20 protein-coding genes and 1 pseudogene are annotated in these 20,489 nt (G+C 71.5%); 6 read left to right on the top strand and 15 right to left on the bottom strand.

The annotated features are described in order from the left end of the window. Window positions 1–6: 6 nt before the first annotated feature. From GEV07_02835 to GEV07_02820, 4 genes are all read right to left on the bottom strand, one after another. Window positions 7–438: a globin gene (locus GEV07_02835; protein MQA01699.1), complete on the bottom strand. Its 432-nt coding sequence runs from the start codon at window positions 436–438 to the stop codon at window positions 7–9. Window positions 439–523: 85 nt separating this feature from the next. Then, window positions 524–1,891 (bottom strand): FAD-binding protein, encoded by a 1,368-nt coding sequence (locus GEV07_02830; protein MQA01698.1) that lies wholly within the window; start codon window positions 1,889–1,891, stop codon window positions 524–526. A 49-nt stretch (window positions 1,892–1,940) separates the two neighbouring features. After that, window positions 1,941–2,825 carry a mechanosensitive ion channel gene (locus GEV07_02825; protein MQA01697.1) on the bottom strand — a complete coding sequence of 295 codons (885 nt, stop codon included), beginning with the start codon at window positions 2,823–2,825 and terminating at the stop codon, window positions 1,941–1,943. Between the two features lie 72 nt (window positions 2,826–2,897). Continuing rightward, window positions 2,898–3,467: a GNAT family N-acetyltransferase gene (locus GEV07_02820; GenBank protein MQA01696.1), complete on the bottom strand. Its 570-nt coding sequence runs from the start codon at window positions 3,465–3,467 to the stop codon at window positions 2,898–2,900. A 42-nt stretch (window positions 3,468–3,509) separates the two neighbouring features. On the opposite strand from GEV07_02820, the pseudogene GEV07_02815 reads away from it, so the two are divergent. Beyond that, window positions 3,510–4,066: pseudogene (locus tag GEV07_02815) on the top strand (helix-turn-helix domain-containing protein). A 1-nt stretch (window position 4,067) separates the two neighbouring features. Here the strand turns inward: GEV07_02815 and GEV07_02810 are convergent. Then, window positions 4,068–4,466, bottom strand: a complete 399-nt coding sequence (locus GEV07_02810; protein ID MQA01695.1) for a glyoxalase — start codon at window positions 4,464–4,466, stop codon at window positions 4,068–4,070. A gap of 149 nt (window positions 4,467–4,615) precedes the next feature. Between GEV07_02810 and GEV07_02805 the strand changes: the two genes are divergently transcribed. Continuing rightward, on the top strand, window positions 4,616–4,873 hold the full coding sequence (locus GEV07_02805; GenBank protein ID MQA01694.1) for a hypothetical protein: 258 nt from the start codon (window positions 4,616–4,618) through the stop codon (window positions 4,871–4,873). A 358-nt stretch (window positions 4,874–5,231) separates the two neighbouring features. Further along, the gene (locus GEV07_02800) at window positions 5,232–5,690 is read left to right on the top strand and encodes a hypothetical protein (GenBank protein MQA01693.1); all 459 of its coding nucleotides are present in this window, start codon (window positions 5,232–5,234) and stop codon (window positions 5,688–5,690) included. A gap of 4 nt (window positions 5,691–5,694) precedes the next feature. On the opposite strand, the gene GEV07_02795 is transcribed toward GEV07_02800, so the two are convergent. From GEV07_02795 to GEV07_02780, 4 genes are all read right to left on the bottom strand, one after another. After that, window positions 5,695–7,788: a prolyl oligopeptidase family serine peptidase gene (locus GEV07_02795; protein ID MQA01692.1), complete on the bottom strand. Its 2,094-nt coding sequence runs from the start codon at window positions 7,786–7,788 to the stop codon at window positions 5,695–5,697. Next, on the bottom strand, window positions 7,785–8,297 hold the full coding sequence (locus GEV07_02790; protein ID MQA01691.1) for a DUF2269 domain-containing protein: 513 nt from the start codon (window positions 8,295–8,297) through the stop codon (window positions 7,785–7,787). The genes GEV07_02795 and GEV07_02790 overlap by 4 nt, the downstream gene beginning before the upstream one ends. A 160-nt stretch (window positions 8,298–8,457) precedes the next feature. After that, window positions 8,458–10,899 (bottom strand): FtsX-like permease family protein, encoded by a 2,442-nt coding sequence (locus GEV07_02785; GenBank protein ID MQA01690.1) that lies wholly within the window; start codon window positions 10,897–10,899, stop codon window positions 8,458–8,460. Beyond that, window positions 10,896–11,600 carry an ATP-binding cassette domain-containing protein gene (locus GEV07_02780; GenBank protein ID MQA01689.1) on the bottom strand — a complete coding sequence of 235 codons (705 nt, stop codon included), beginning with the start codon at window positions 11,598–11,600 and terminating at the stop codon, window positions 10,896–10,898. Before GEV07_02780 ends, GEV07_02785 begins: the two co-directional genes overlap by 4 nt. A gap of 162 nt (window positions 11,601–11,762) precedes the next feature. On the opposite strand from GEV07_02780, the gene GEV07_02775 reads away from it, so the two are divergent. From GEV07_02775 to GEV07_02765, 3 genes are read left to right on the top strand one after another with little or no spacing between them, the layout of a single operon-like run. Beyond that, entirely contained in the window at window positions 11,763–12,920 is a 1,158-nt protein-coding gene (locus tag GEV07_02775; protein MQA01688.1) for a histidine kinase, read from the top strand. After that, on the top strand, window positions 12,917–13,585 hold the full coding sequence (locus GEV07_02770; protein MQA01687.1) for a response regulator: 669 nt from the start codon (window positions 12,917–12,919) through the stop codon (window positions 13,583–13,585). Before GEV07_02775 ends, GEV07_02770 begins: the two co-directional genes overlap by 4 nt. A 41-nt stretch (window positions 13,586–13,626) precedes the next feature. Continuing rightward, window positions 13,627–14,460 (top strand): TIGR03620 family F420-dependent LLM class oxidoreductase, encoded by an 834-nt coding sequence (locus tag GEV07_02765; protein MQA01686.1) that lies wholly within the window; start codon window positions 13,627–13,629, stop codon window positions 14,458–14,460. Window positions 14,461–14,517: 57 nt separating this feature from the next. On the opposite strand, the gene GEV07_02760 is transcribed toward GEV07_02765, so the two are convergent. From GEV07_02760 to GEV07_02735, 6 genes are read right to left on the bottom strand one after another with little or no spacing between them, the layout of a single operon-like run. Next, entirely contained in the window at window positions 14,518–15,315 is a 798-nt protein-coding gene (locus GEV07_02760; GenBank protein ID MQA01685.1) for an SDR family oxidoreductase, read from the bottom strand. Window positions 15,316–15,319: 4 nt separating this feature from the next. Continuing rightward, window positions 15,320–16,792, bottom strand: coding sequence for an aldehyde dehydrogenase family protein (locus GEV07_02755; protein MQA01684.1), 1,473 nt, complete (start codon window positions 16,790–16,792; stop codon window positions 15,320–15,322). Beyond that, window positions 16,789–17,691 (bottom strand): ATP-binding cassette domain-containing protein, encoded by a 903-nt coding sequence (locus tag GEV07_02750; GenBank protein ID MQA01683.1) that lies wholly within the window; start codon window positions 17,689–17,691, stop codon window positions 16,789–16,791. Before GEV07_02750 ends, GEV07_02755 begins: the two co-directional genes overlap by 4 nt. Next, a complete protein-coding gene (locus tag GEV07_02745; GenBank protein MQA01682.1) occupies window positions 17,688–18,668 on the bottom strand; it encodes an ATP-binding cassette domain-containing protein in 981 nt (326 codons plus the stop codon). Before GEV07_02745 ends, GEV07_02750 begins: the two co-directional genes overlap by 4 nt. Continuing rightward, window positions 18,665–19,537, bottom strand: a complete 873-nt coding sequence (locus GEV07_02740; GenBank protein ID MQA01681.1) for an ABC transporter permease subunit — start codon at window positions 19,535–19,537, stop codon at window positions 18,665–18,667. Before GEV07_02740 ends, GEV07_02745 begins: the two co-directional genes overlap by 4 nt. Next, window positions 19,534–20,484: an ABC transporter permease subunit gene (locus GEV07_02735; GenBank protein ID MQA01680.1), complete on the bottom strand. Its 951-nt coding sequence runs from the start codon at window positions 20,482–20,484 to the stop codon at window positions 19,534–19,536. Before GEV07_02735 ends, GEV07_02740 begins: the two co-directional genes overlap by 4 nt. Between the last annotated feature and the right edge of the window lie 5 nt (window positions 20,485–20,489).

The raw sequence follows: 20,489 nt of genomic DNA, 5'->3' as shown, positions 1-20,489 counted from the left end.
CGCCGGTCAGAGCAGCGAGGGGCCCTTCGGCTCGGCCGACCGGGGGTCGTCCTCGTCCACGGTGTTGACCAGGCTGTTCGCGGCCATCACCAGGTAGGTCCACAGCTCCTGGTCGTGCTCGGGTGCCAGCTCGGCCTCGTCGAGCGCGTCGCGCATGTGCTTCAGCCAGGCGTCCCTGGCGACCTCGTCGACCCGGAACGGCGCGTGCCGCATCCGCAGCCGCGGGTGGCCGCGCTGCTCGCTGTACGTCCGCGGCCCGCCCCAGTACTGCTCGAGGAACATCCGCAGGTGGTCGGCCGACTCGTCCAGGTCCTCCGGGTACATGCCACGCAGCAGCGGGTCCTCCGCGACACCCGCGTAGAACCTGGCCACGATCTTGCGAAAGGTCGCCTCGCCGCCGACCTTGTCGTAGAAGGACTGCCGTCCACCGTCACTCATGCCTCCACCCTACGGAGTCCGACCGCCGCTGCGGCGGGCGGCGGAGTTCGGAGCTGTGCGGCTGGCTGGTCGACACCTGGCGTGGCTAGCCGATCACCTTGCCCGGGTTGAGGATGCCGTACGGGTCGAGCGCCGCCTTGACCGCGCGGTGCATCTCGAGCACCGGGCCGCTCAGCTGGTCGCGTAGGCCGTCGCGCTTCAGCAGGCCGACGCCGTGCTCGCCGGTGACCGTGCCGCCGAGCTCGATGGCCGCCTCGATGATGTCGGCGAACGCCCGTTGTGCCCGCGCCTTGGCCTCCTCGTCGCCGGTCGGCGTGATCAGCAGCGGGTGCAGGTTGCCGTCGCCGGCGTGGGCCACGTTGGCGATCTGCGTGTCGTACCGTGCGGCGGCCTGCTCGATCCGGCTGAGCATCTCGGGCACCAGGTCGCGCGGTACGCAGACGTCCTCGGTGAGCAGCGGGCCGAGCCGCTCGAGCGCGGGGTAGGCGAGCCGGCGCGCCTGGAACAGCGCCTCCGCCTCCTCCGGCGTGGTGGACCGGTCGGCCCAGCTCGCGCCCGCGCCGCGGAAGCACTCCAGCATGCCCTCGGCCTCGGCGTCCCCGGCCACCCCGGGTGCGTCGGTGCGGCCGAGCAGCACGACGTTCGCGTCCACCGACAGGCCCATGTTCTTCCACGCGTCCACGGCGGCGAGGCAGTGCCTGTCGACCAGCTCGAGCGCGGACGGCACGATGCCGGCGGCGGTCACCGCGCTCACCGCACGGCCGGCGTCCACGATCGAGTCGAAGTAGCCGGCGACCGTCTGCTGCGGCGGCTGCAGCGGCCGCAGCCGGACGGTGACCTCCGTGAGCACGCCGAGCGTGCCCTCCGAGCCCACCATCAGCCCGCACAGGTCGTACCCGGCGGAGCTCTTCGCCGTCCGTCGGCCGAGCCGCACCACGTCGCCGCGCCCGGTGACGACCTCCAGCCCGAGCACGTAGTCGCGGGTGACGCCGTACTTGACGCAGCACAGCCCGCCGGCGTTGGTCGCGACGTTGCCGCCGATCGTCGACCACGGTGCGCTGGCCGGGTCCGGCGGGTACCAGAGACCGTCCTTTGCGCTGCGTGCCCGCAGGTCGTCGTTGACGACTCCCGGCTGCACCACGGCGAGCCGTTCCGCGGTGTCGATCTCCACGATGTCCGTCATCCGCTCGGTGGAGAGCACGACGCAGCCGTCCGTGGCGTTGGCGCCGCCGGACAGGCCGGTGCCCGCACCCCTGGTGACCAGCGGCACCCGGTGGTCGACGCAGTACCTGACCGTGGCCTGGACCTCTGCGGTGTTGGTCGGCCGCACGACGGCGAGCGGGGCGCCGTGCGGAGCCCACTCGGCCTCGTCGTGCTCGTAGGAGCGCAGCAGGTCGGGGTCGGTGACGACCCGGTCGGGGGGCACCACGGTCAGCAGCGTGTCGACGGTCATCTGCACCTCCTCGGCAGCGGTGCCATCATCGCACCCGCGGCCGGTGGCGCTAGGCGGATTCCGCCGGGGTGCCCTCGCCGGTGCCGGCGCCGGCGCCGGCGTTCTCGGTGTCCAGCACGTCCCTGAACCGTTCCCTGAGCTCGGCGGCGACCTCCTGCTCGCGCAACGGCGACGTGCGGACGGTGACCTGCACGACGTAGTGGTCGGTGCCGAGCTCGACGATGCCCGCGACGTCCGGCTCGTCGAGGATCACGCTCTGCCACGGCGGCTCGTCGCGCATCGAGCTGGCCATCCCGGCGAGCACCTCGCGGACGTCGTCCGGGTCGCGGTCGGCGGGCACCGGCACGTCGATCACCGCGCGCCCCCAGCCCTGGCTGAAGTTGCCGACCCGCGCGATCTGGCCGTTGCGTACGTACCAGACGCTGCCGTCGGCGTCGCGCAGCCGGGTGGTGCGCAGCCCGACCGCCTCCACGGTGCCGACGATGGTGCCCGGCACGGAGCCGACGTCGACCACGTCGCCGACGCCGTACTGGTCGGCGCTGAGCATGGCGATGCCGGTGAGGAAGTCGCTGATGATCTCCCTGGCCCCGAAGCCGACGATCAGGCTGAGCACGCCGACGCCGGCGAACACCTTGGTCAGCTCGACGTCGAGGTAGCCGAGGATGAGGATGACGGCAGTGAGGAACAGGAGGAACGACGCGATGCTGTTCAGCAGCGACGCCGCCGTCTGGGTGCGCTGGTCACGGCGTTCGGACAGCAGCGCGGCGCTGCGGCCGGGGAACACCTTCCACTGCGGCATCCGGCTCTCGCCGATCCGGCGGGAGACCCGGGTGATGACGATCCCGAGGACCAACCGCAGGCCGAACGCGACCAGCACGGTCAAGACGACGGCGAGCAGCTTGTAGTACCAGGGGGCGTGCGCGATTGCGTCCACGGTCAGGCAGCGTAGCGGCCAACCGGCGGTCGTGTCCGCAGGTGGGCCGCTGGGTGCACCCGGCGGCGGGCGTCAGGTCCGGTCGCTGCGGGCGCGCCACTCGTCGGCGAGCAGCCCGTACACGACCTCGTCCGCCCACTCGCCCTTGACCAGCTCGTTCTGCCTGAGGTGGGCTTCCCTGCGCATGCCGAGCCGTTCCAGCACCCGCGCGGACGCGGTGTTGCGGCCGTCCAGCCGGCCGGTGACCCGGTGCAGACCGAGCTCCTCGAACCCGAACCGCACCAGCTCCTCCGCGGTCTCCGTCGCGTAGCCGCGGCCGTGGAACGCGGGGTTGAAGACGTAGCCGATCTCGCCCTGCCTGCTCTGCTCGCTGCGCCAGAAGAACGTGGCGTCGCCGGCGAGCGCGCCGGTCTCGCGTTCGACGACGGCGAGGCTGAGCGAGTCGCCGGCGTCGATGAGGGTGGTGCGTCGCGTCCTGCGGGCCAGCGCGACCTCGGTGGAGGCCTCGTCGAGCGGGTGCCAGTGCAGGTAGCGCACCACGTCGGGGTCGCTGTGGATGGCGTGCAGACCGGCGAAGTCGTCGGCGGTGAACGGGCGGAGGTCCAGGCGGGCGGTGCGCAGCGGGTAGCTGGGTCGGATCACCTGTTCACCCTAGTTGTCGGTGGCCGGTGAGATGCCGATGGCGTGTACGAGGAGTGGGGGGCGACGCTGCCTGGCGCGGTGTTGTGGCGGCGCCGGTCGACCGACGTGGCGAGCCCGCTGCCGGTGGCCACCGGACGGCTGCATGGACGTGATCTGGGTGGCCGGCGAGCTGCTCGTCGCCGGGCCGGACACGACGCCGAACTACGGGCCCGTACGCCCCGACACCACCTTCGTCGGGCTGCGGTTCGCGCCCGGTCTCGGCCCTTCGTTCTTCGGCGTGCCTGCGCACGAGCTGCGCGATGCGCGGGTGCCGTTGTCCGCGCTCGCGTGCCGCCGCGGGCCTGCCGGTGACGCGGATGGCCGCCGAGCTCGGGTTCAGCGAACGGCAGCTGCACCGGCGGTGCCTCCCGGTGTTCGGCTACGGCCCGAAGACGCTGACGCGCATCCTCCGGATGCGGCGCGCGGTCGACCTGGCCAGGCGCGGCACGCCGTTCGCCGCCGCGGCCGCGACCGCCGGCTACGCCGACCAGGCGCACATGTCGCGGGAGGTCCGGGCGCTGAACGGTGCTTCGCTGTCCACGCTGCTCGCCGTCGCGTAGGTCAGCCGGGCAGCGCGGCGAACAGGTCGACGTGGTTGCCGTCCGGGTCGTTGACGACCGCGTAGCGCTGTCCCCAGAACGCGTCGAACGGCGCCAGGTAGCTCGGGTGCCCGGCAGCCACCAGCTTCGCGTACCAGGCGTCGACCTCGGCCGGGCTGGCGCAGGCGAACGCGAGCGCGACGCGTGCCCCGCCGGCTGGCGGCGTCCAGTTGGGGTCGAACGAGCGGATGGTGTCGACCGTGTCCCAGGCGAGCAGCGTGCCGCCGGGCAGCTCCGCCTCCACGTGCGGTTGCTGGTCGGCGTCGGCGGGGATGTCGACGCCGAGCTGCCGGTAGAACGCGAGCGACGCGGCGATGTCGGCGACGGCCAGGCCGATGAAGTGGAATCGCAGTGCAGTCATGCCGGCGACGCTACGGCCGGTGCCCGTAGCCCGTCTTGAACGAATCGGACGTGCCGCACCTGTGCCTGACGTTGCGCGGCCGGTAACGTGTGAGGCACGATGCGTGCTCGAAGACTTTCCGAGGACCTGCCTTCGGGGGAAGGACCCGCGTGAGTGCACTCAGTGACGTCGTCGAGATCCTCTCCACGACGATCAAGGACGTCGAGAGCGGCCAGGCCAACGCCACCCAGGCGGAGACCTCCGCCGGCGAGGCCCTGACCGCCGCGACGGCGTACGGCAACCAGTCGAACATCGCGCAGACCGAGCAACTGAAGGCGACCATCGAGGAGGCCAGCGGCCTCCTCGTGCAAGCCAAGGACAAACTGGACGAGGCCCTAGGCCAAGCACAGGCCCTAGAACAGGGTTGACTACCGCGGCAGCCCAGCGGGTCCCCGAGCACTTCCACACCGCCTCCCACATCGGTGGCGACCACCCCTGCTCAGGGAGCACACCGACGCCGCAGGCGGGTGGGTGTTGGAAGGCGTTCAGAGGCGACGGGCCGGCTGCGTTCGACTCACCAGCAACCGACTGAGCGTCCACGTCGGTTGCCAACAACAGAAGGCATGGGTGCCGGCGTGGCGCTCGCAGGCACCAGTTGGGAAGTCGTGCAGAACGCATTCTCGGCATTGCCGTCGGTCGTCCAGGTGCCGGTTACCTTGGCCATCAGCGCGGCGGGTGCATTCGTGGCAGGTGTTGCCTGGTTCAGGCATCGGAGGGAGCAGAAGGATGTCGATCGATCCAGCCATTGAAGGGCCTACGCGAAAGTTGTTCGGGCATGCCCTGCGTGCCGAGTTCGAAGACTTCCAGAAGACCCTGATGGCGCTCGACGGTGAGAAGCTCACCAGTGCGATGCAGTTGGCGGCCAATATTGCTGCAGTCGCTGTGATCGATGCCTGTGGTGGCGAGAGCCCGTCCGACAGTGACCTACGGGAGGTCGCCGCGACGATCTCGGAAGCGGAAGATCGCTACTCCCTGACGGTCGATGAGCTTCACACGTACCTGGCGAAGGGCGTATTCGGAGGCGAGGCGCTCGATCAGTACTTCGCGCCTGACGATGTGGTTCGTCTCCCGTTCGTCCTTGCAGCAGGTGTCCTCGGTGCATACCGGGACGAGGGTGAGGACTGGTGGGAGTACCTCGACCAGATCGAGGCGGCTATCGAGGCGGCGCCTGAGGCGTCTGGCTGACGCTTCAGGGTGCCAGGTTGGTGCCTGCGGCGAGGAACGCCAGGAGGTCCGCGGTGTAGGCGGCCATGCGGCTGACCGAGCGGGCGGAGTGGCCGACGTTGGACTCGCGGCGGAGGAGGACTGGGCGGGTGCTCGTGGTGGCGTGTTGCAGCGCTGCGCACATCTTGCGGGCGTGGGCCGGGTCCACTCGGGTGTCGCTGTCGAAGACGGACAGCAGGACGGCCGGGTACGCCTTGTCCTCGCGGGCGTTGTGGTACGGCGAGTAACCCAGCAGCCAGCCGAGGGCTTCCGGGTCGTCGGCGCTGCCGTACTCGACGTTCCACATGGCGCCGATGAAGAACCGCTCGTACCGCACCATGTCGAGCACCGGGGCCGACGAGACGGCCGCGGCGAACAGGTCCGGGCGCTGGGTGACGGCGGCGCCGACGAGCAGGCCGCCGTTCGAGCCGCCGGACGCGGCGAGCTGTTCGCGGGTCGTCCAGCCGTCCGCGATCAGCTGTTCCGCGACGGCGTAGAAGTCGTCGAAGACGTTCTGCTTGTTGCCGAACATGCCGGCGCGGTGCCACTCCTCGCCTTCCTCGTTGCCGCCGCGCAGGTTCGCGACCACGTACGTGCCGCCGGCCGCGGCCCACGCCAGCGCCGTGGCCGAGTACGCGGGCGTCATGGAGATGTTGAAGCCGCCGTACCCGTAGAGGACGGTCGGACGTGGCCGATCCGGCGCACCCGTGGGGGAGACGACGGACGCGTACACGGTCGTGCCGTCCGCCGACCGGCAGCTGATCCGCGTGGTGTGCACCTCGGGCAACGGCACCTCGCCGGGCACGGTCGCCCACGTGGACACCGCGCCGTCGCGGGCGTCGTAACGCAGCACCCGCACCGGTTCCGCCCAGCTGGTGAACGCGAACCACGCCTCGTGCCCGCCGTCCGGGTGTGCGCGCGTGCCGCCGATGGTGCCGGGGCCTGGCAGTGCCACCTCGGCCAACCGCTCGCCGGTCACCAGGTCGTGCACGGTCAGCTCGCTGGCCGCGTGGCGCGACCACGAGACGAGCAGCACCGGACGGGGCAGCTCGTCGCCGTCGAGGATCACGAAGTCCTCGAAGATCGCCTCGGCGTCCTCGGGTACAAGCTCACGCCAGGTGTCGTACTCCGGTGTGGCCGGGTCGGTGACGCACAGCCGGCCGCGTGGGGCGTCGCGGTCGGTGAACACGTAGAGCCGGCCGTCGCGGCCGACGTGCACGCCCGTACGCGCGTCCACGCCCTCCTGCACCGGCCGCAGCACCGGCGCATCCGCACTGCACGCGTGCAGGTCGGCGAGCCACAGGTCGTTGCGCGGCTCGGTGCCGCGGGACGTGCTCAGCACCAGCCACCGGCCGTCGCGGCTGACCTGCGCGGCCGGCACCTCGGTCTTGTCCCTGTCGGCGCCGAACACGCAGCCGGCATCCTCCGGTGACGTGCCCACCCGGTGCAGATAGACCCTGCGGTGGTAGTGGTCCTCGCCGGCGGGCACGTCGGCCGGCGCCAGTCGGCGGGTGTAGTAGAACGCCTCCCCGCCGGGCAGCCAGCCGACGGGGGAGTACCGGCACCGGTCGATCGGGCCTTCGACGGTCTCGCCGGTGCCGACGTCGAGCACGCTGAGCTTCGACTCCTCGTCGCCTCCGGTGGACAGCTGCACCGCGAGCAGGCGCCCCTCCTTGTCCGGCTGCCAGGCGTCCAGCACGGTGGTGCCGTCCGGGTCGAGCGCGTTCGGGTCGACGAGCACGCGTTCGGTGCCGTCCGGCTCCACCACGAGTAGCACCGCGTGGTCCTGGTCGGGATCCCTGCGCGTGACGAACGCGCGCTCGCCCCGCCACACCGGCGCGGACACCGCACCGGTCCGCATCAGCTCGGTGAGCCGTTCGGTGAACGCGGCGCGGCCGGGCAGCATCGCGGCCGTGGTCTGCCACAGCGTGTCCTGCGCGGCCGACCATTCCTTCGTCTCCGGTGCTTCCGCGTACTCCAACCAGCGGTACGGGTCGGCGACGCGGTGTCCGTGGATCTCCTCGACCAGGTCGAGGCGCTCGGCGTGCGGGTACTCGGGGCGGTCAGCAGAGAACGTCACGTCGCCACTGTACTGACCAGCTTGTCGCGCCTGCGTCGCTTGCGCTCGTAGCCGGTGACGCCGCGCGGCTTGTACGTAGACAGCGCAAGCACGGTGAGCAGGACGACGAGCCCGCCGACGGAGTGGGCCAGCGTGCCTGGCAGGTCCCGTGGGTCCGTCGCTGCTGCCGCCGCGTCCGCCAGGCCACGGACCCGTGGCGCCTCCACCAGGAGGACGGCGGTCGCGGCGAGCGTGAGTACGAGCTTCACGAGGACCCAGTAGTGGCGGAACAAGCCCCACGGTGTGCCGAGCGCGTTGACGATGCCGACGAGTACGGAGGCGACCGCGAGCGGAACGATGGCGGAGGTGACCGTCAGCTCCATCGCGCGGTAGGCGGCACGCACCAGCTCGACCTGTTCGCTGGTCACCGCGGTGACGTCGAGCGCGAGGTAGGCCGCGACCGCGCCCAGCCAGCCCACCGAGGTGGCGATGTGCACGGTGAGCACGAGCTTGCGCAGCCGGGGCGGCATCACCATCGGGCCACGGCGACGTACGCCGCACCGTGCCGGCTGGGCCCGTGCTCGCCGCCGAGGCCGATGAGCTTCAGCACGACGAGCAGGAGGATGAGGATGCCGACGACGAGCGCGCCCAGCTTCACCCAACGCGGCACTCCGGTCTTGTCGGGACGTCTCATGCGACCACCAGTGCTTCCCTTACGGTCAGTTGGGCGGCGCTCGTCGCCGCCGCCTGGGTGGCGAGTATTGCGCCGAGGACCGCCAGCGCGGTCCAGATCGCCGCGGCGAGGAACGAGAACTGGAACGGCAGGGCCGCGTTGACGAACAGGTTGCCGAGCAGCGCGTTCAGGGCCACCGTGAGCCCGACCGCGGGGACGGTAGCCAGCAGGCAGCTGGCCATGGCGATGATGACGCCTTCCGTGACCACGATGCGGCGCACAGCCTCGGGACGTGCCCCGATCGCGTGCATGACGGCGAACTCGCGGGTGCGCTCGAGGACGTTGGCAGCCATCGTCGAGCCCAGCCCGATGCAGCCGATCAGCCCCATGGGAAGCGCGGTCGCCAGCAGGATGGCGAGGACCGGCCCCAGGTGCCCTCTGGTGGAGGTCTCCTGGCGTCCGACCGACTCCGCGGACCGCACCGCGATTCCCGCGTCGGTGAGTGCCGCCTCCGCGGCGTCGGCGGCGGACGCGCGCGTCTTCTGGTCGTGCCGGTCGGTCGTTATCCGGAGGGTGTTGGACCGCGGGGGTTGGGCCATGGCCGCGCCCAGCCCGGTGTCGGTCACGTAGGCGCGGCTGTTGGCGCCGAGCTCCTCGGCGATCCCCACTACCCGCCAGCTGGTGGCCGCGCCGCGGTCGGCGAGGTTCAGCTCCACGGTGTCACCGACCTCGACGTCGAGGTCGCTGCTGGCCACGGTGACCTGGTTGAGCACCACCGCCCCTGTCTCCCCTGGCCGTAACCAGCGGCCCTGCAGCAACGTGGGCGGTGTCTGCATGGTGGTGTCAGACGGGACGGCCGTCACCGACAGCCGCCCGTGGCCCTGGTCGGGGTACGTGTTGGTCAGCGGGAACTCGCCCGGCTCGGCGAGGCTGCCCGCGGTCACCTGCAAGCCCTCGACCCTCGTCACCGCGGGCAGCCGTTCGAGCCGGCCGGTGACCTCGTCCGGCGGGGTCGGCTTCGCCAGCTGCACCTCGACATCCCAGGTGAGCTGTTCGGCGGCGTCGTCGCCGACCGCCGCGGTGGCGTCACGGGTCGACATGCCGGCGACGAACATCATGCCGGCGCCGGCGAGCAGGCCGACCGCCAGCAAGGTGCGGGCCGGCCGTCGGACGGTGTTGCGGATCGACATCAGCAGGCCGCGGTCGAGTCGACCGAGCCGCGCGAGCGCGCTCGTTGCCACGCGCGGCGTCGCCCCCGTGCCCCGGTGGTCGATCGCCGCCCGCACGGTGGTGCGGCTGGCCCGGACCAGCGGGACGAGCGTCAGCGACACCGGCAGTGCGACGCCGGTGCCGGCGACTACCGCGTACGTCCACCACGCGGCCGTCAGGCTGGTCGCGTCGATGCCGAGGAAGCCGAGGATGGCGGGGGCGAAGGCGGTGCTGATCAGGATGCCGGGGGCCAGCGCGAGCACGGTCGCCGCCGCAGCGACGACCAGCGTCATCGCCAGGTACAGCCGGCCGATGCGGCCGGCTCCGCCGCCGATCGCCTTCATGATGCCGATCTGCGGTATCTGTTGGGTGAACAGCCCGTTGAGCATGGTCGCGACGAGGATCGCGGCCAGCAGCAGGGACGCGCCGGCGCCGATGAGCAGCGCGGTGAGCAAGGCGTCGGTCTGCCCCTGGTGCGGATGGGCGTACGGCTCGGGAACCTGGATCTCCGCGACGGTCACCCCGTGCTCCCGCTGCAGCCGGTCGGCGACGTCGGACGCGACCGCCGCGATGCGGTCGCGGTCGCGGCTCGGTGTGGCCCCGCCTGGGTCGGCGACCTGGAGCTTGAGCTGGTCGAACACGTCCGGCCGGCCGAGCGCCGCCGCGGACAGGTAGCCGCGGGCCCGCTGCTCCTGCGCTGCGGGGGACAGGCTGGGGTCGTACACGGTGTCCGCCACCCGCAGCCGCGCCGGGCTGCCGTCCGGGGTCGCTACGGTCACCGTGTCGCCGACCGCCAGGTCGAGCAGCGGCAGCGAGTCGCGCCCGACGTAGACCTCGCCGGTAGCCGGTGGCCACTGGCCGCGGCCGGGGAAGAATTTCGCCATCCGCATCGGGTCGTCCGGCGCCGCCGCGTAGAGCTGCAGCTGGATGTCCCGCGGCCGGCCGTCGACCTGCACCTCGCTGGTGAACTGGGTACGCCTGGTCGCCTCCACGACACCGGGCATGCCGCGCGCCTCGGCCGCGATCGCCTTCATCGCCTCGCCGTCGACACCCTTGCCGAGCCGGAGCGTGGCCGACGCTGGCTCCGTGCTGAGGTATGCGCGCTGCGCCTCCCTGTCGATGACGCTCCAGGCGTAGAGCACGGCGCTGAACGCGGTCAGGCTGACGGTTATCGCGACCACCATCAGCGCCAGCCGCGGCCAGGTCGCGCGGAGATCCCGCCGCAGCTTCACCGTCAGCAGCCGGCTCACGCGAGCGCCTCCGTCCGCTCACCCTCGCCGGTCACGATGCGGCCGTCCCGCAGGGCGATCTCGCGGTCGACGATCGAACGGATGTCGCGCTCGTGCGTGACCACGATGATGGTCCGTCCGTCGGTGTTGAGGTCGGCGAACAGGCCGAGAACCGCGTCGGCCGTGTGCGAGTCGAGGTTGCCTGTCGGTTCGTCGGCCAGCAACAGTGGTGGGTCGTTGGCCAGCGCACGCGCGATGGCCGCGCGTTGTTGCTGACCGCCGGACAGGGTGGCGGGCAGCTTGTCCGCCTGGTCGCCGATGTCCACCCGTTCGAGCAGTTGCTGCGCGCGGTCCCGTCGTTCGCCGGCGGGGATGGTGTTCGCGAAGTCCATCGGCAGCAGGACGTTCTCCGCAACGGTCAGCGTGGGCAGCAGTTGGAAGAACTGGAACACCAGGCCGACGTTGCGTCCGCGCCAGCCGGCCAGCCCGGACTCCGACAGCGAGCCGAGGTCGGCGCCCGCGGCGTGCACCGTGCCCGAGGAGGGCCGGTCGATGCCGGCGAGCAGGTTCAGCAGCGTCGTCTTGCCGCTGCCAGAACGCCCGACGATCGCGACGAACTCGCCGACGGCGATCTCGAACGTGACGTGGTCGACGGCAACCACCTCGCCGACGCCGAGCGGGTACGTCTTGACGACGTCGTCGACCTGCACGATGTTTCCCACCGGCCGGGCCTCCAATCGGGATGCGGTGCCGTCAACGCTAGGTAGCCGGGGACGCCGGCGAAACGCCCTGCGTGGGGAACCTGCGCGTACCCAATTCGTGGACACGGGTAATCCGCTGGGAGGACGCCGCAGGCCGGTAACCGCGCTACTCTCACTGTGGTCATGTCCACGTCCGGCGCTCACCAGCTGTTCGCGACGCGGCCGAGCTCGCGGGCGCTGCTCGACGTCGCGGTCGCGCTGGTCGCGCTGGTCGGGTCACTGGCGCAGCTCTCGCACGGCGGCATCTTCCCCGCGCGGTCCGGCGCCGGGCACGTCGATCTGGTCGGTGTCGTCCTCGTGGTGTGCTCGACGGCGCCGCTCGTCGGCTGGCGTCGTTCCCCGCTCGCGGTGTACGTCGCGACCTCGGCGGCGAGCGCGCTGCTCGCCGGTCTCGGCTACTCGCTGGATCTGCCCCTCGGCGTGGTTGTGGCGCTGTTCCTGCTCGCCGCGAGCCGCGACCGGGAGGCGCCGTGGACGCTTCGTACCACGGTGGTCGTCGTAGCGATGCTGCTCGCGTACCTCGGCGCGGCCGCGATGGCTCAGGCCGCCTTCCCCGGCATCGAGCTGCTCCACACCGGTCTCGCCGCGGTGGGTTCGTGGTTCGCGGGCGAATGGACCCGGCTGCGCCGCGAGCAGCTGGCCGAGCTGCAGGAGCGGGCCGTCGTTGAGGAGCGTGCGCGGATCGCCCGCGATCTGCACGACTCTGCGGGCCACGCGATCAGCGTGATCGCCGTACGTGCGGGCGCAGCCAGGTTGCGGCACGCGGAGGAGCCTGAGCGGTCGCTGCCGGCGCTGGCCGCGATCGAGGAGCTGGCCAGGCAGACGGTCGACGAGCTCGACCAGATCGTCGGCACGCTGCGCGAGGGTGGCTCCGTGGACGGCGCGCTCCGTGCACCGCCGGGCATCGCGTCCCTCGACACGCTGGTCTCGCACCATGCGACGGCTGGGCTCACCGTCACGCTGCACAGCACGGGCACGCCGCGGCCGCTGGCCGGCGTCGTCGACCAGGGCGCGTACCGGATCGTCCAGGAGGCGTTGAGCAACGCCGCTCGCCACGGCACCGGCAGTGCGCGGATCGTCCTGACCTACCGCGCCGAGGCGCTGGACGTCACCGTGACCAACCCGGTTCGCGCGGCGACGGCGTCGCGCCCCGGCGGCGGGCACGGGCTGATCGGGATGCGGGAACGCGCCAGCATGCTCGGCGGCAGCCTGGACGCGGAGCGCGCGGACGGCGCCTTCGTCGTGCGCGCCCGGATCCCGTACGGAGGTCAGCCGGCATGACGCGGGTGCTGATCGCGGACGACGACGACCTGATGCGCGCCGGGCTGGTCGAGCTGCTCACCGCCGACCCGGAGACCGAGATCGTCGGCCAGGCGGCCACCGGGCGGGAAGCCGTCGAGCAGGTCCGCCGGCTGGCGCCCGACGTCGTGCTGATGGACGTACGGATGCCCGAGCTGGACGGCATCCAGGCGACTCGCGAGCTGTCGCGGGCAGCCCCGGAGACGAAGGTGCTGATCCTCACCACCTTCGAGCAGGACGACTACATCTTCGGTGCCCTGCGGGCCGGTGCCGCGGGCTTCTTGCTCAAGCGCACCAGGCCGGAGGAGCTGGTGGCGGCCGTCCGTACGGTCGCCGCCGGCGACGCCCTGCTGTCGCCGTCGGTCACCCGCCGCGTGATCGACCGGATGGCCCAGCAGCCGACACCCGAGCTCGCCGGCCGGCGCAAGCTCGACGGGTTGACCCCGCGGGAGCGGGAGGTGCTCGTCCACGTCGCGCGTGGCCTGTCGAACCGGGAGATCGCGGCGGCGCTGGCCGTCGAGGAGTCCACCGTGCGGACACACGTGAAGCGGATCCTCATGAAGCTCGAGCTGCGCGACCGGGTGCAGGCCGTGATCTTCGCGTACGAGAACGGCTCCGCCTCGTCGGTTGACCTCAACTTAGGTTGACGTCCTAGCGTCGGTGGCAACCGACAGAGAAGAGGGTGGACGTGAGCGCAGTAGAGCTGGGGCCGATCGGCATCGCGGTGGACGTGACGGGGGACAGCGGCTACCTGGACGCCGCCGCCGAGATGGAGAAGCTCGGCTACGAGGGGTTGTGGGTGTCCGGTGGCCAGCTGGCCGACCTGACCCCGATCACCGAGCTCGTGCACGCGACCGAGTCGGTGCCCGTGATCCCGGGCATCATCCCGCTCGACGTACACGACGCGGCCACCGTGGCGCGGCTGTACGCGGACCTGGAGGCCAGCCGCCCGGGCAGGTTCGTGGTGGGGCTCGGCGGCCCGCAGCGCTCGGCGAAGCCGTTGCGGGCGATGAACGAGGTGCTCGACCGGCTCGACGTCGCGGACCCGCCGGTGCCGGCGGAGCGGCGGATCCTGGCCGCGCTCGGCCCACGCAAGCTCGCGTTGGCCAGGGACCGGTTCGCCGGCGCGGTGACGCTGCTAGTCACGCCGGAGTACACCGCGTACGCGCGGGAGACGCTAGGTCCGGACGCGACGCTGGTCGTCAACCAGATGCTCGTACTCGACGACGACGCGTCCCGCGCGCGGCGTACGGCGCGCGAGACCATGGGGTTCCTGCTCGGCGTCGCGGGCTACGCCGACAACGCGCGCCGGATGGGCTACACCGACGCGGCCATCGGCGACCTCAGCGACCGCATCGTCGACGACCTCACCGCCTGGGGCGACCCACACGCGGTCGCCGCACGGGTCCGGGCGCACCTGGCCGCCGGCGCCGACCAGGTCGTCCTGAGCCCCCTGACCGACGGCGAACAACCGGGCGGCCTACCCGCGGCCCGCGAGCTTGCCGGCCTGCTGTTGCGCTGACGGCGGGTGGCCGGGCGTGGCAAGAGGAAACGGTGCCGGCCGTGATCTGCGTCGTGCTCAGCCTGGCGGGGTGTACCGGCCGTCGATGGCCGTCCAACCGCCGTCGACGAAGAGCTGCGTGCCGGTGACGAACGACGAGGCATCGGAGGCCAGATAGACCACAGCGCCCGCAAGCTCTTCCGGGCGCGACCAACGGCCGAGCGCGCTCTTGGTCGCGTAGGCCTCCGCCCACTCGGGGACCGCCCGGATCTGGCCGGTCAGCGGCGTCTCGACGACACCGGGCGCGACCGCGTTGAGGCGTACGCCGGAGGGACCGAGCTCGGCGGCCGCGGTGCGCAACAGCTGCACGAGGCCGGCCTTGGTGGCGGCGTACACCCCCTGCCCGGGTTCGACCGCTACCGAACGAATCGAGCTGAACCCGATGATGCTGCCGCGACCGCGCTCGGCCATGCCGGCGCCGAACGCCCGCACGAGATCGAAGGAGGCGCGGAGGTTCAGCGCCACGACCTTGTCGAACTCGTCGCCGGAGTACTCGAGCAGCTGCTTCCTTACGTTCACCGCCGCGGTGAAGACGAGCACGTCGACGGCGCCGAGGTCGTCGGCGGCCCGCACGACGGCGTCGCCGTCGAGGACATCGAGCCGATACGCGGTAAGGGCGTCGCCTGCGGACGCCGTCTCCTCCGCCGCAGCGAGGTCACGGTCGGCGCAGACCACCTGGGCGCCGTGCGCGGCGAGCGCGAGCGCGCTCTCCCTGCCGATCCCGCTGCCCGCACCGACGACGACCGCCTTACGGCCGTCGACGCGGAAGAGCCTGGAGTAGTTCTCGAGTGCGGCTGCGGAAGGTCGTTCGGTCATCTGCTCATGCCCCCCTCTGGGTCGGGCGGATGACCGCCATCCGAGTCACGGTGAGCTCTTCGATCGCGAAGCGCGGACCCTCGCGGCCGGCACCGGAGTCCTTGACTCCTCCGTACGGCATCACGTCGCTGCGGAAGCCGGGCACCTCGTTGACGACGACGCCGCCCACCTCGAGCCGGTCGACTGCAGCGAACGCCGTGTCGAGGGAGGCCGTGAAGACGCTGGCATGCAGGCCGTAGCGGGAGTCGTTCACGACGTCGAACGCCGCCTCGACGTCGGGGACGGAGCGCACCGCGACTACCGGCCCGAAGATCTCCTCGTCCCACGCCGGCTCGCCCGGCGGGACGTCGAGGAGGACGGTCGGCTCGACGACGCCGTCCCTGACCTGTCCGCCGGCGACCAGGTGGGCGCCGTTCGCCAGCGCGTCGTCGACCCACGCCTGCACCCGGTCGGTGGAGCGCTTGTCGATGAGGGCAGACACGCGGGTCGCGGGGTCGCGCGGGTCCCCGACGACGATCTCCGCCATCCGCTCGCTGAGCTTGGCGAGCAGCTCGTCGCGTCTCGCGTCGACGACCACCACGCGCTGCACGCTGATGCATGCCTGCCCCGAGGCGTAGTAGCCACCGCGTGCGATGGCGTCCACCGCGGCGTCGAGGTCGGCGTCCGCTGCGACCACGAGCGCGGCGTTGGAGCCAAGTTCGAGGAGCACCTTCGTGGGCGCAGCGTCGCGTGCGATCTGGTGTCCGACGGACGCGGAGCCGGTGAACGAGACCGCGCCGACCCGGCGGTCGGTGGTGAGGGTCACGCCCACCTCGACGCCACCGGTGACCAGCTGGACGGCCGCACGCGGCCCGCCGGCCTCGGCCAGCGCTTCACGCACGACGTGGACCAGCCACAGTGTCGCAAGCGGTGTCTGCGGCGCGGGCTTGGCGACGACCGGACAACCGGCCGCGAGCGGGGGGGCGATCTTGTGCGCCGCCAGGAGGAGCGGGTAGTTGAACCCCGCGATGCCTACGACCACGCCGATCGGCTTGCGTACCCAGAAGCCCATCAGGCCTTCGCCGTTCGGCAGCAGGTCGAGCGGTACGGTCTCGCCGTACAGCCGCGCGACCTCCTCCGCGGCGGTGTGCAGCGTCAGCAGGGCGCGGTCGACCTCGACGTGACAGTCGACGAGCGGCTTGCCGGTCTCCAGTACGAGGAGCTGCGCGAAGCCGTCGCGTTCCGCTGCGATCGCGTCGTGCGCGGCCAGCAGGGCGTTGCGCCGGACGTGGGAGGGCAACCGGCCGACCAGCTTGCGCACCGCGACCGCCTCGTCGAGCGCGCGCCGCGCCGCGGCGGCGTCGCCCACGGGGGCCTGGTCGATCACCGAGCCGTCGTAAGGGAAGACGACCTCCTGGGTGCCTTCGGCGGGCTCCCAGACGTCACCGATCGGCAGACCGTCGGGGTACGCACCCTTGACGTCATGGAGCAGGCTCACGCCTCGTCCTTCCCGTTCGTGGATCCGGTGCTCGACCCGTCGAGGAGGTCGGCTGGGGCCGCCCCCGCGAGCGCCTTCTCGAGCGTGGGAATGGCGGCGAGCAGCCGCTTGGTGTAGGGGTGCTGCGGGTCGTCGTACACCTGGTCGACGGAGCCGATCTCGACGATGCGGCCCTGGCTCATCACCGCGACGCGGTCGCACACGTGTCGGACGACCGAGAGGTCGTGCGAGACGAAGACCAGGGTGAGCGAGAGCTCGTCGACCAGGTCGGCGATGAGGTTGAGTACCTGGGCGCGCACCGAGACGTCCAGCGCGCTGACCGGTTCGTCGGCGACGATGACCTGCGGCTTCGGCGCGAGCGCACGGGCGATCGAGATGCGTTGCCGCTGGCCGCCGGAGAACTGGTGGGGATAACGCTCGACTGCGTCGCCGGGAATCCCCACCGACGCGAGCAGTTCGGCGACCGTCTCACGTGAGCTGTGCCGGCCCTGGGCGACGAGCGGCTCGGCGACGATGTCGCCGACCTTCATCCGCGGGTCGAGCGAGCCCATCGGGTCCTGGAAGACCAGCTGCAGCAGCTCCCGCAGGAACCCCAGCCGACGCTCGGGCAGCCGGGTGATGTCTGTGCCCTGGACCTGCACCGTGCCACTGGTCGCACGGTCCAGCCCGGCGATGATCCGCAGCAGGGTCGACTTGCCGCAGCCAGACTCGCCGACGACCCCGAACCGCTCTCCGCGGGCCACGTCGAAGCTGACGCCGCGCAGCGCGTGCACCACGGGGGCGGCGTGTGTCAGCGACGAGCGCGACCTTCGGTAGTCGCGGGTCACGTCCCGCACGCTGATCACGGCCTCGGGGTCCGGCTCCGCCGGCAGGTCGGGTACGGCAACCGGCTCGGTCACGAGGAGACCTCCTGCCCCGTGGGCGGGTCCGGGTGGAAGCACGCGTAACCGGATTGGTCGCCGAGCTCCGTCCACGGCGGCCGGTCGGCACACGCCTGTGTGGCGTGGTCGCACCGGCTGCGGAACACACACCCGTCGGGGAACTGCCCGGCCGGGGGTACAGAACCGCGGATCGTGGCGAGCCGGCCGCGTTCGTCGACGACCGCGAGGTCGGAGGTCGCGATCAACCCCCGCGTGTACCAGTGGCGTGGCCGGGTGAAGACCTCATGGACCGGTCCGGACTCGACGATCCGGCCGCCGTACATCACCAGCACGCGCTCGCACACCGTCGCGACGACGGCGAGATCGTGGGTGATGAAGAGCAGGGCGGAGTTGCGCTGCTCGACACCGTGCACGATGAGGTCGAGGACCATGGCCTGCACGGTCACGTCGAGAGCGGTGGTGGGTTCGTCGCAGATCAGCAGCGCCGGGTCATTGGCCAGCGCGATGGCGAGCATGACGCGCTGCTGCTGACCGCCGGAGAACTGGTGCGGATAGGCATGTGCCGCAACGGCCGGGTCGGGCAGCCCGACCTGCGCCAGCAACTCCACGGCCGCTGCGCTGGCCGACCGACGGTCGGTGTGGGTGCGGTGGATCAGCAGCGCCTCCGCGACCTGGCGGCCCACTCGCATGGTCGGGTTCAGCGCTGTCATGGGCTCCTGGAACACCATGGCAACGTCCTTGCCGCGGACCCGCGAAAGCGCGACCTCGTCGCCGGACAGGAGGTCGTGGTCACCGAGGCGAGCGGAACCCGCCGCGGCCAGCTCCTCGGGGAGCAGTCCCATCAGGCTGAGTGCGGTCAACGACTTGCCGGACCCGGACTCGCCGATCAGGCCGACCCGCTCGCCGGCGTGGATGGTGAAGCCGACGTCCTCGACCAGGCGGCGGCTCCCTGCGGTCACGCCGAGATCGTCGACCGCGAGCACCTCCCCGCTCATCGCCGGTCCTCGAGCTTGGGGTCGAGGTAGTCGCGCAGCCCGTCGCCGAGCATGTTGAAGCCCAGTACGGCGACCGCGATCGCGATACCGGGGAAGACCGCCAGGCGGGGTGCCTGCCACAGCAGCTCCTGGCTGGCTTGGAGCATCCGCCCCCACGTCGGGGTCGGTGGCGGAGTGCCGAATCCCAGGAAGGACAGCGCCGCCTCGGCCAGGACTGCGATCGCGAAACCGACCGACATCTGCACGATGACCAGGCCGATGACGTTCGGCAGCACGTGGCGCAGCCCGATGCCGAACGGGTGGCGTCCCGCGGCGCGGGCGGCAAGGACGTACTCGGTCCGCATCACCTGCAGCGTGCCGCTGCGTACCAAGCGTGCGAAGGTCGGGATGGTGGCGATGCCGATCGCCACCATCCCGACGAGGGTGCTGCCGCCGTACACCGCGGCGAACATGATGGCGAGCAGCAGCGCGGGGAAGGCGAGGAGCAGGTCGTTGAAACGCATCAGCGTCTCGCCCACCCACCGCGAGCCCATGCCCGCGACGATGCCGAGCGGCACCCCGACCAGGGCCGCGACGCCCACCGCGACGATGCCCACGAAGAGGGCGGTCCGCGAGCCGACCATGATCTGGCTGAACACGTCCCTGCCGAACTTGTCGGTGCCGAACCAGTACTCCGCCGACGGCCCCTCCAACCGCGCCGAAGCGTTGACCAGGGTGGGGTCGTGCGGTGTCCAGACGAACGACAGCAACGCCAGCACGATGAGCAGGACGACGATGAGCCCACCGACGACCATGCTCGTGTTCCAGCCGCGGACACGTCGGGGCGCACCGACGGCCGCGCCCGCGAGCTCGGCGGGTTGCGCGGTCATGACGCTCCCGTCCGCAGGCGTGGGTCGATCACCAGATAGAGGAGGTCGACGAGGAAGTTGACCGTCAACACGGCGACGACGAGGATCATGACGACGTCCTGCACCACGATCAGGTCGCGGTTGGCGACGCTGTCGAGCAGCAGGCTGCCGAGGCCGGGGATGACGAAGACCCGCTCGACCACGACGGCACCGATGAGCAGGGTCGCGAGCTGAAGGGCGAGCATCGTCACGACGGGGATCGCGGCGTTGCGCAGCCCATGCCGGATCAGCGCCTGCCCCGGTCGCAACCCCTTGGCCCGAGCGGTCCTGAGATAGTCCTCCCTGAGCACGTCGAGCACGGCGCTGCGCACGTACCGGGTGAGCACCGCCCCCTGCACGACGGCCAGCGAGCAGGCCGGCAGGACGAGCTGCTTGAGGAACATGCCCGGATCGTCCACGGGCGGTGTCCACCCGTTGGCCGGCAACCAGCGCAGCCGCACGGCAAACAGGGTGATCAACAGGATGCCCGCGAGGAACGCCGGCACGGCCACCCCGACCTGGGAGAGCCCAGAAAGCAGCACCCCGGACAGGCGCCTGTGCCGTATCGCCATCAGCGTCCCGACCGGTACGGCGATCAGCACCGCGATCACCATCGCGGTAACCACCAGCCACAGGGTTACCTGCATCCGGTCAGCGATCTGCGGGCCGATGGCGGCGCTCGAGACGTAGGAGTTGCCGAGGTCGAAGGTCACCAGCCCGTGTACCCAGCTGCCGTACTGGGTGACCAGCGGTCGGTCGAGCCCGAACTCCTCGCGCAGCTGCTGCACCGCCGAGGTCGACGCGTTCACGCCAAGGGCCACCCGGGCGGGGTCTCCTGGCAGCACCGCCATGAACGCGAACACCGCTATCGAGCTCACGCCGAGGCTGGCCAGGAAGACCGCCGTCCGGCGCAGGAGACGCAGGAGCATGGAGA

This window comes from Streptosporangiales bacterium, from assembly GCA_009379825.1.
Classification (GTDB): domain Bacteria; phylum Actinomycetota; class Actinomycetes; order Streptosporangiales; family WHST01; genus WHST01.
Note: the sequence above shows the minus strand (reverse complement) of the source record. Positions and strands in the feature narration are given on the sequence as shown.

Bases quoted from the DNA above. Each gene is read 5' to 3' on its own strand.
- GEV07_02835 (MQA01699.1), bottom strand. From the start codon at position 438: ATGAGTGACGGTGGACGGCAGTCCTTCTACGACAAGGTCGGCGGCGAG.
- GEV07_02830 (MQA01698.1), bottom strand. From the start codon at position 1,891: ATGACCGTCGACACGCTGCTGACCGTGGTGCCCCCCGACCGGGTCGTC.
- GEV07_02810 (MQA01695.1), bottom strand. From the start codon at position 4,466: ATGACTGCACTGCGATTCCACTTCATCGGCCTGGCCGTCGCCGACATC.
- GEV07_02800 (MQA01693.1), top strand. From the start codon at position 5,232: ATGTCGATCGATCCAGCCATTGAAGGGCCTACGCGAAAGTTGTTCGGG.
- GEV07_02790 (MQA01691.1), bottom strand. From the start codon at position 8,297: ATGCCGCCCCGGCTGCGCAAGCTCGTGCTCACCGTGCACATCGCCACC.
- GEV07_02775 (MQA01688.1), top strand. From the start codon at position 11,763: ATGTCCACGTCCGGCGCTCACCAGCTGTTCGCGACGCGGCCGAGCTCG.
- GEV07_02770 (MQA01687.1), top strand. From the start codon at position 12,917: ATGACGCGGGTGCTGATCGCGGACGACGACGACCTGATGCGCGCCGGG.
- GEV07_02760 (MQA01685.1), bottom strand. From the start codon at position 15,315: ATGACCGAACGACCTTCCGCAGCCGCACTCGAGAACTACTCCAGGCTC.
- GEV07_02745 (MQA01682.1), bottom strand. From the start codon at position 18,668: ATGAGCGGGGAGGTGCTCGCGGTCGACGATCTCGGCGTGACCGCAGGG.
- GEV07_02740 (MQA01681.1), bottom strand. From the start codon at position 19,537: ATGACCGCGCAACCCGCCGAGCTCGCGGGCGCGGCCGTCGGTGCGCCC.
- GEV07_02735 (MQA01680.1), bottom strand. From the start codon at position 20,484: ATGCTCCTGCGTCTCCTGCGCCGGACGGCGGTCTTCCTGGCCAGCCTC.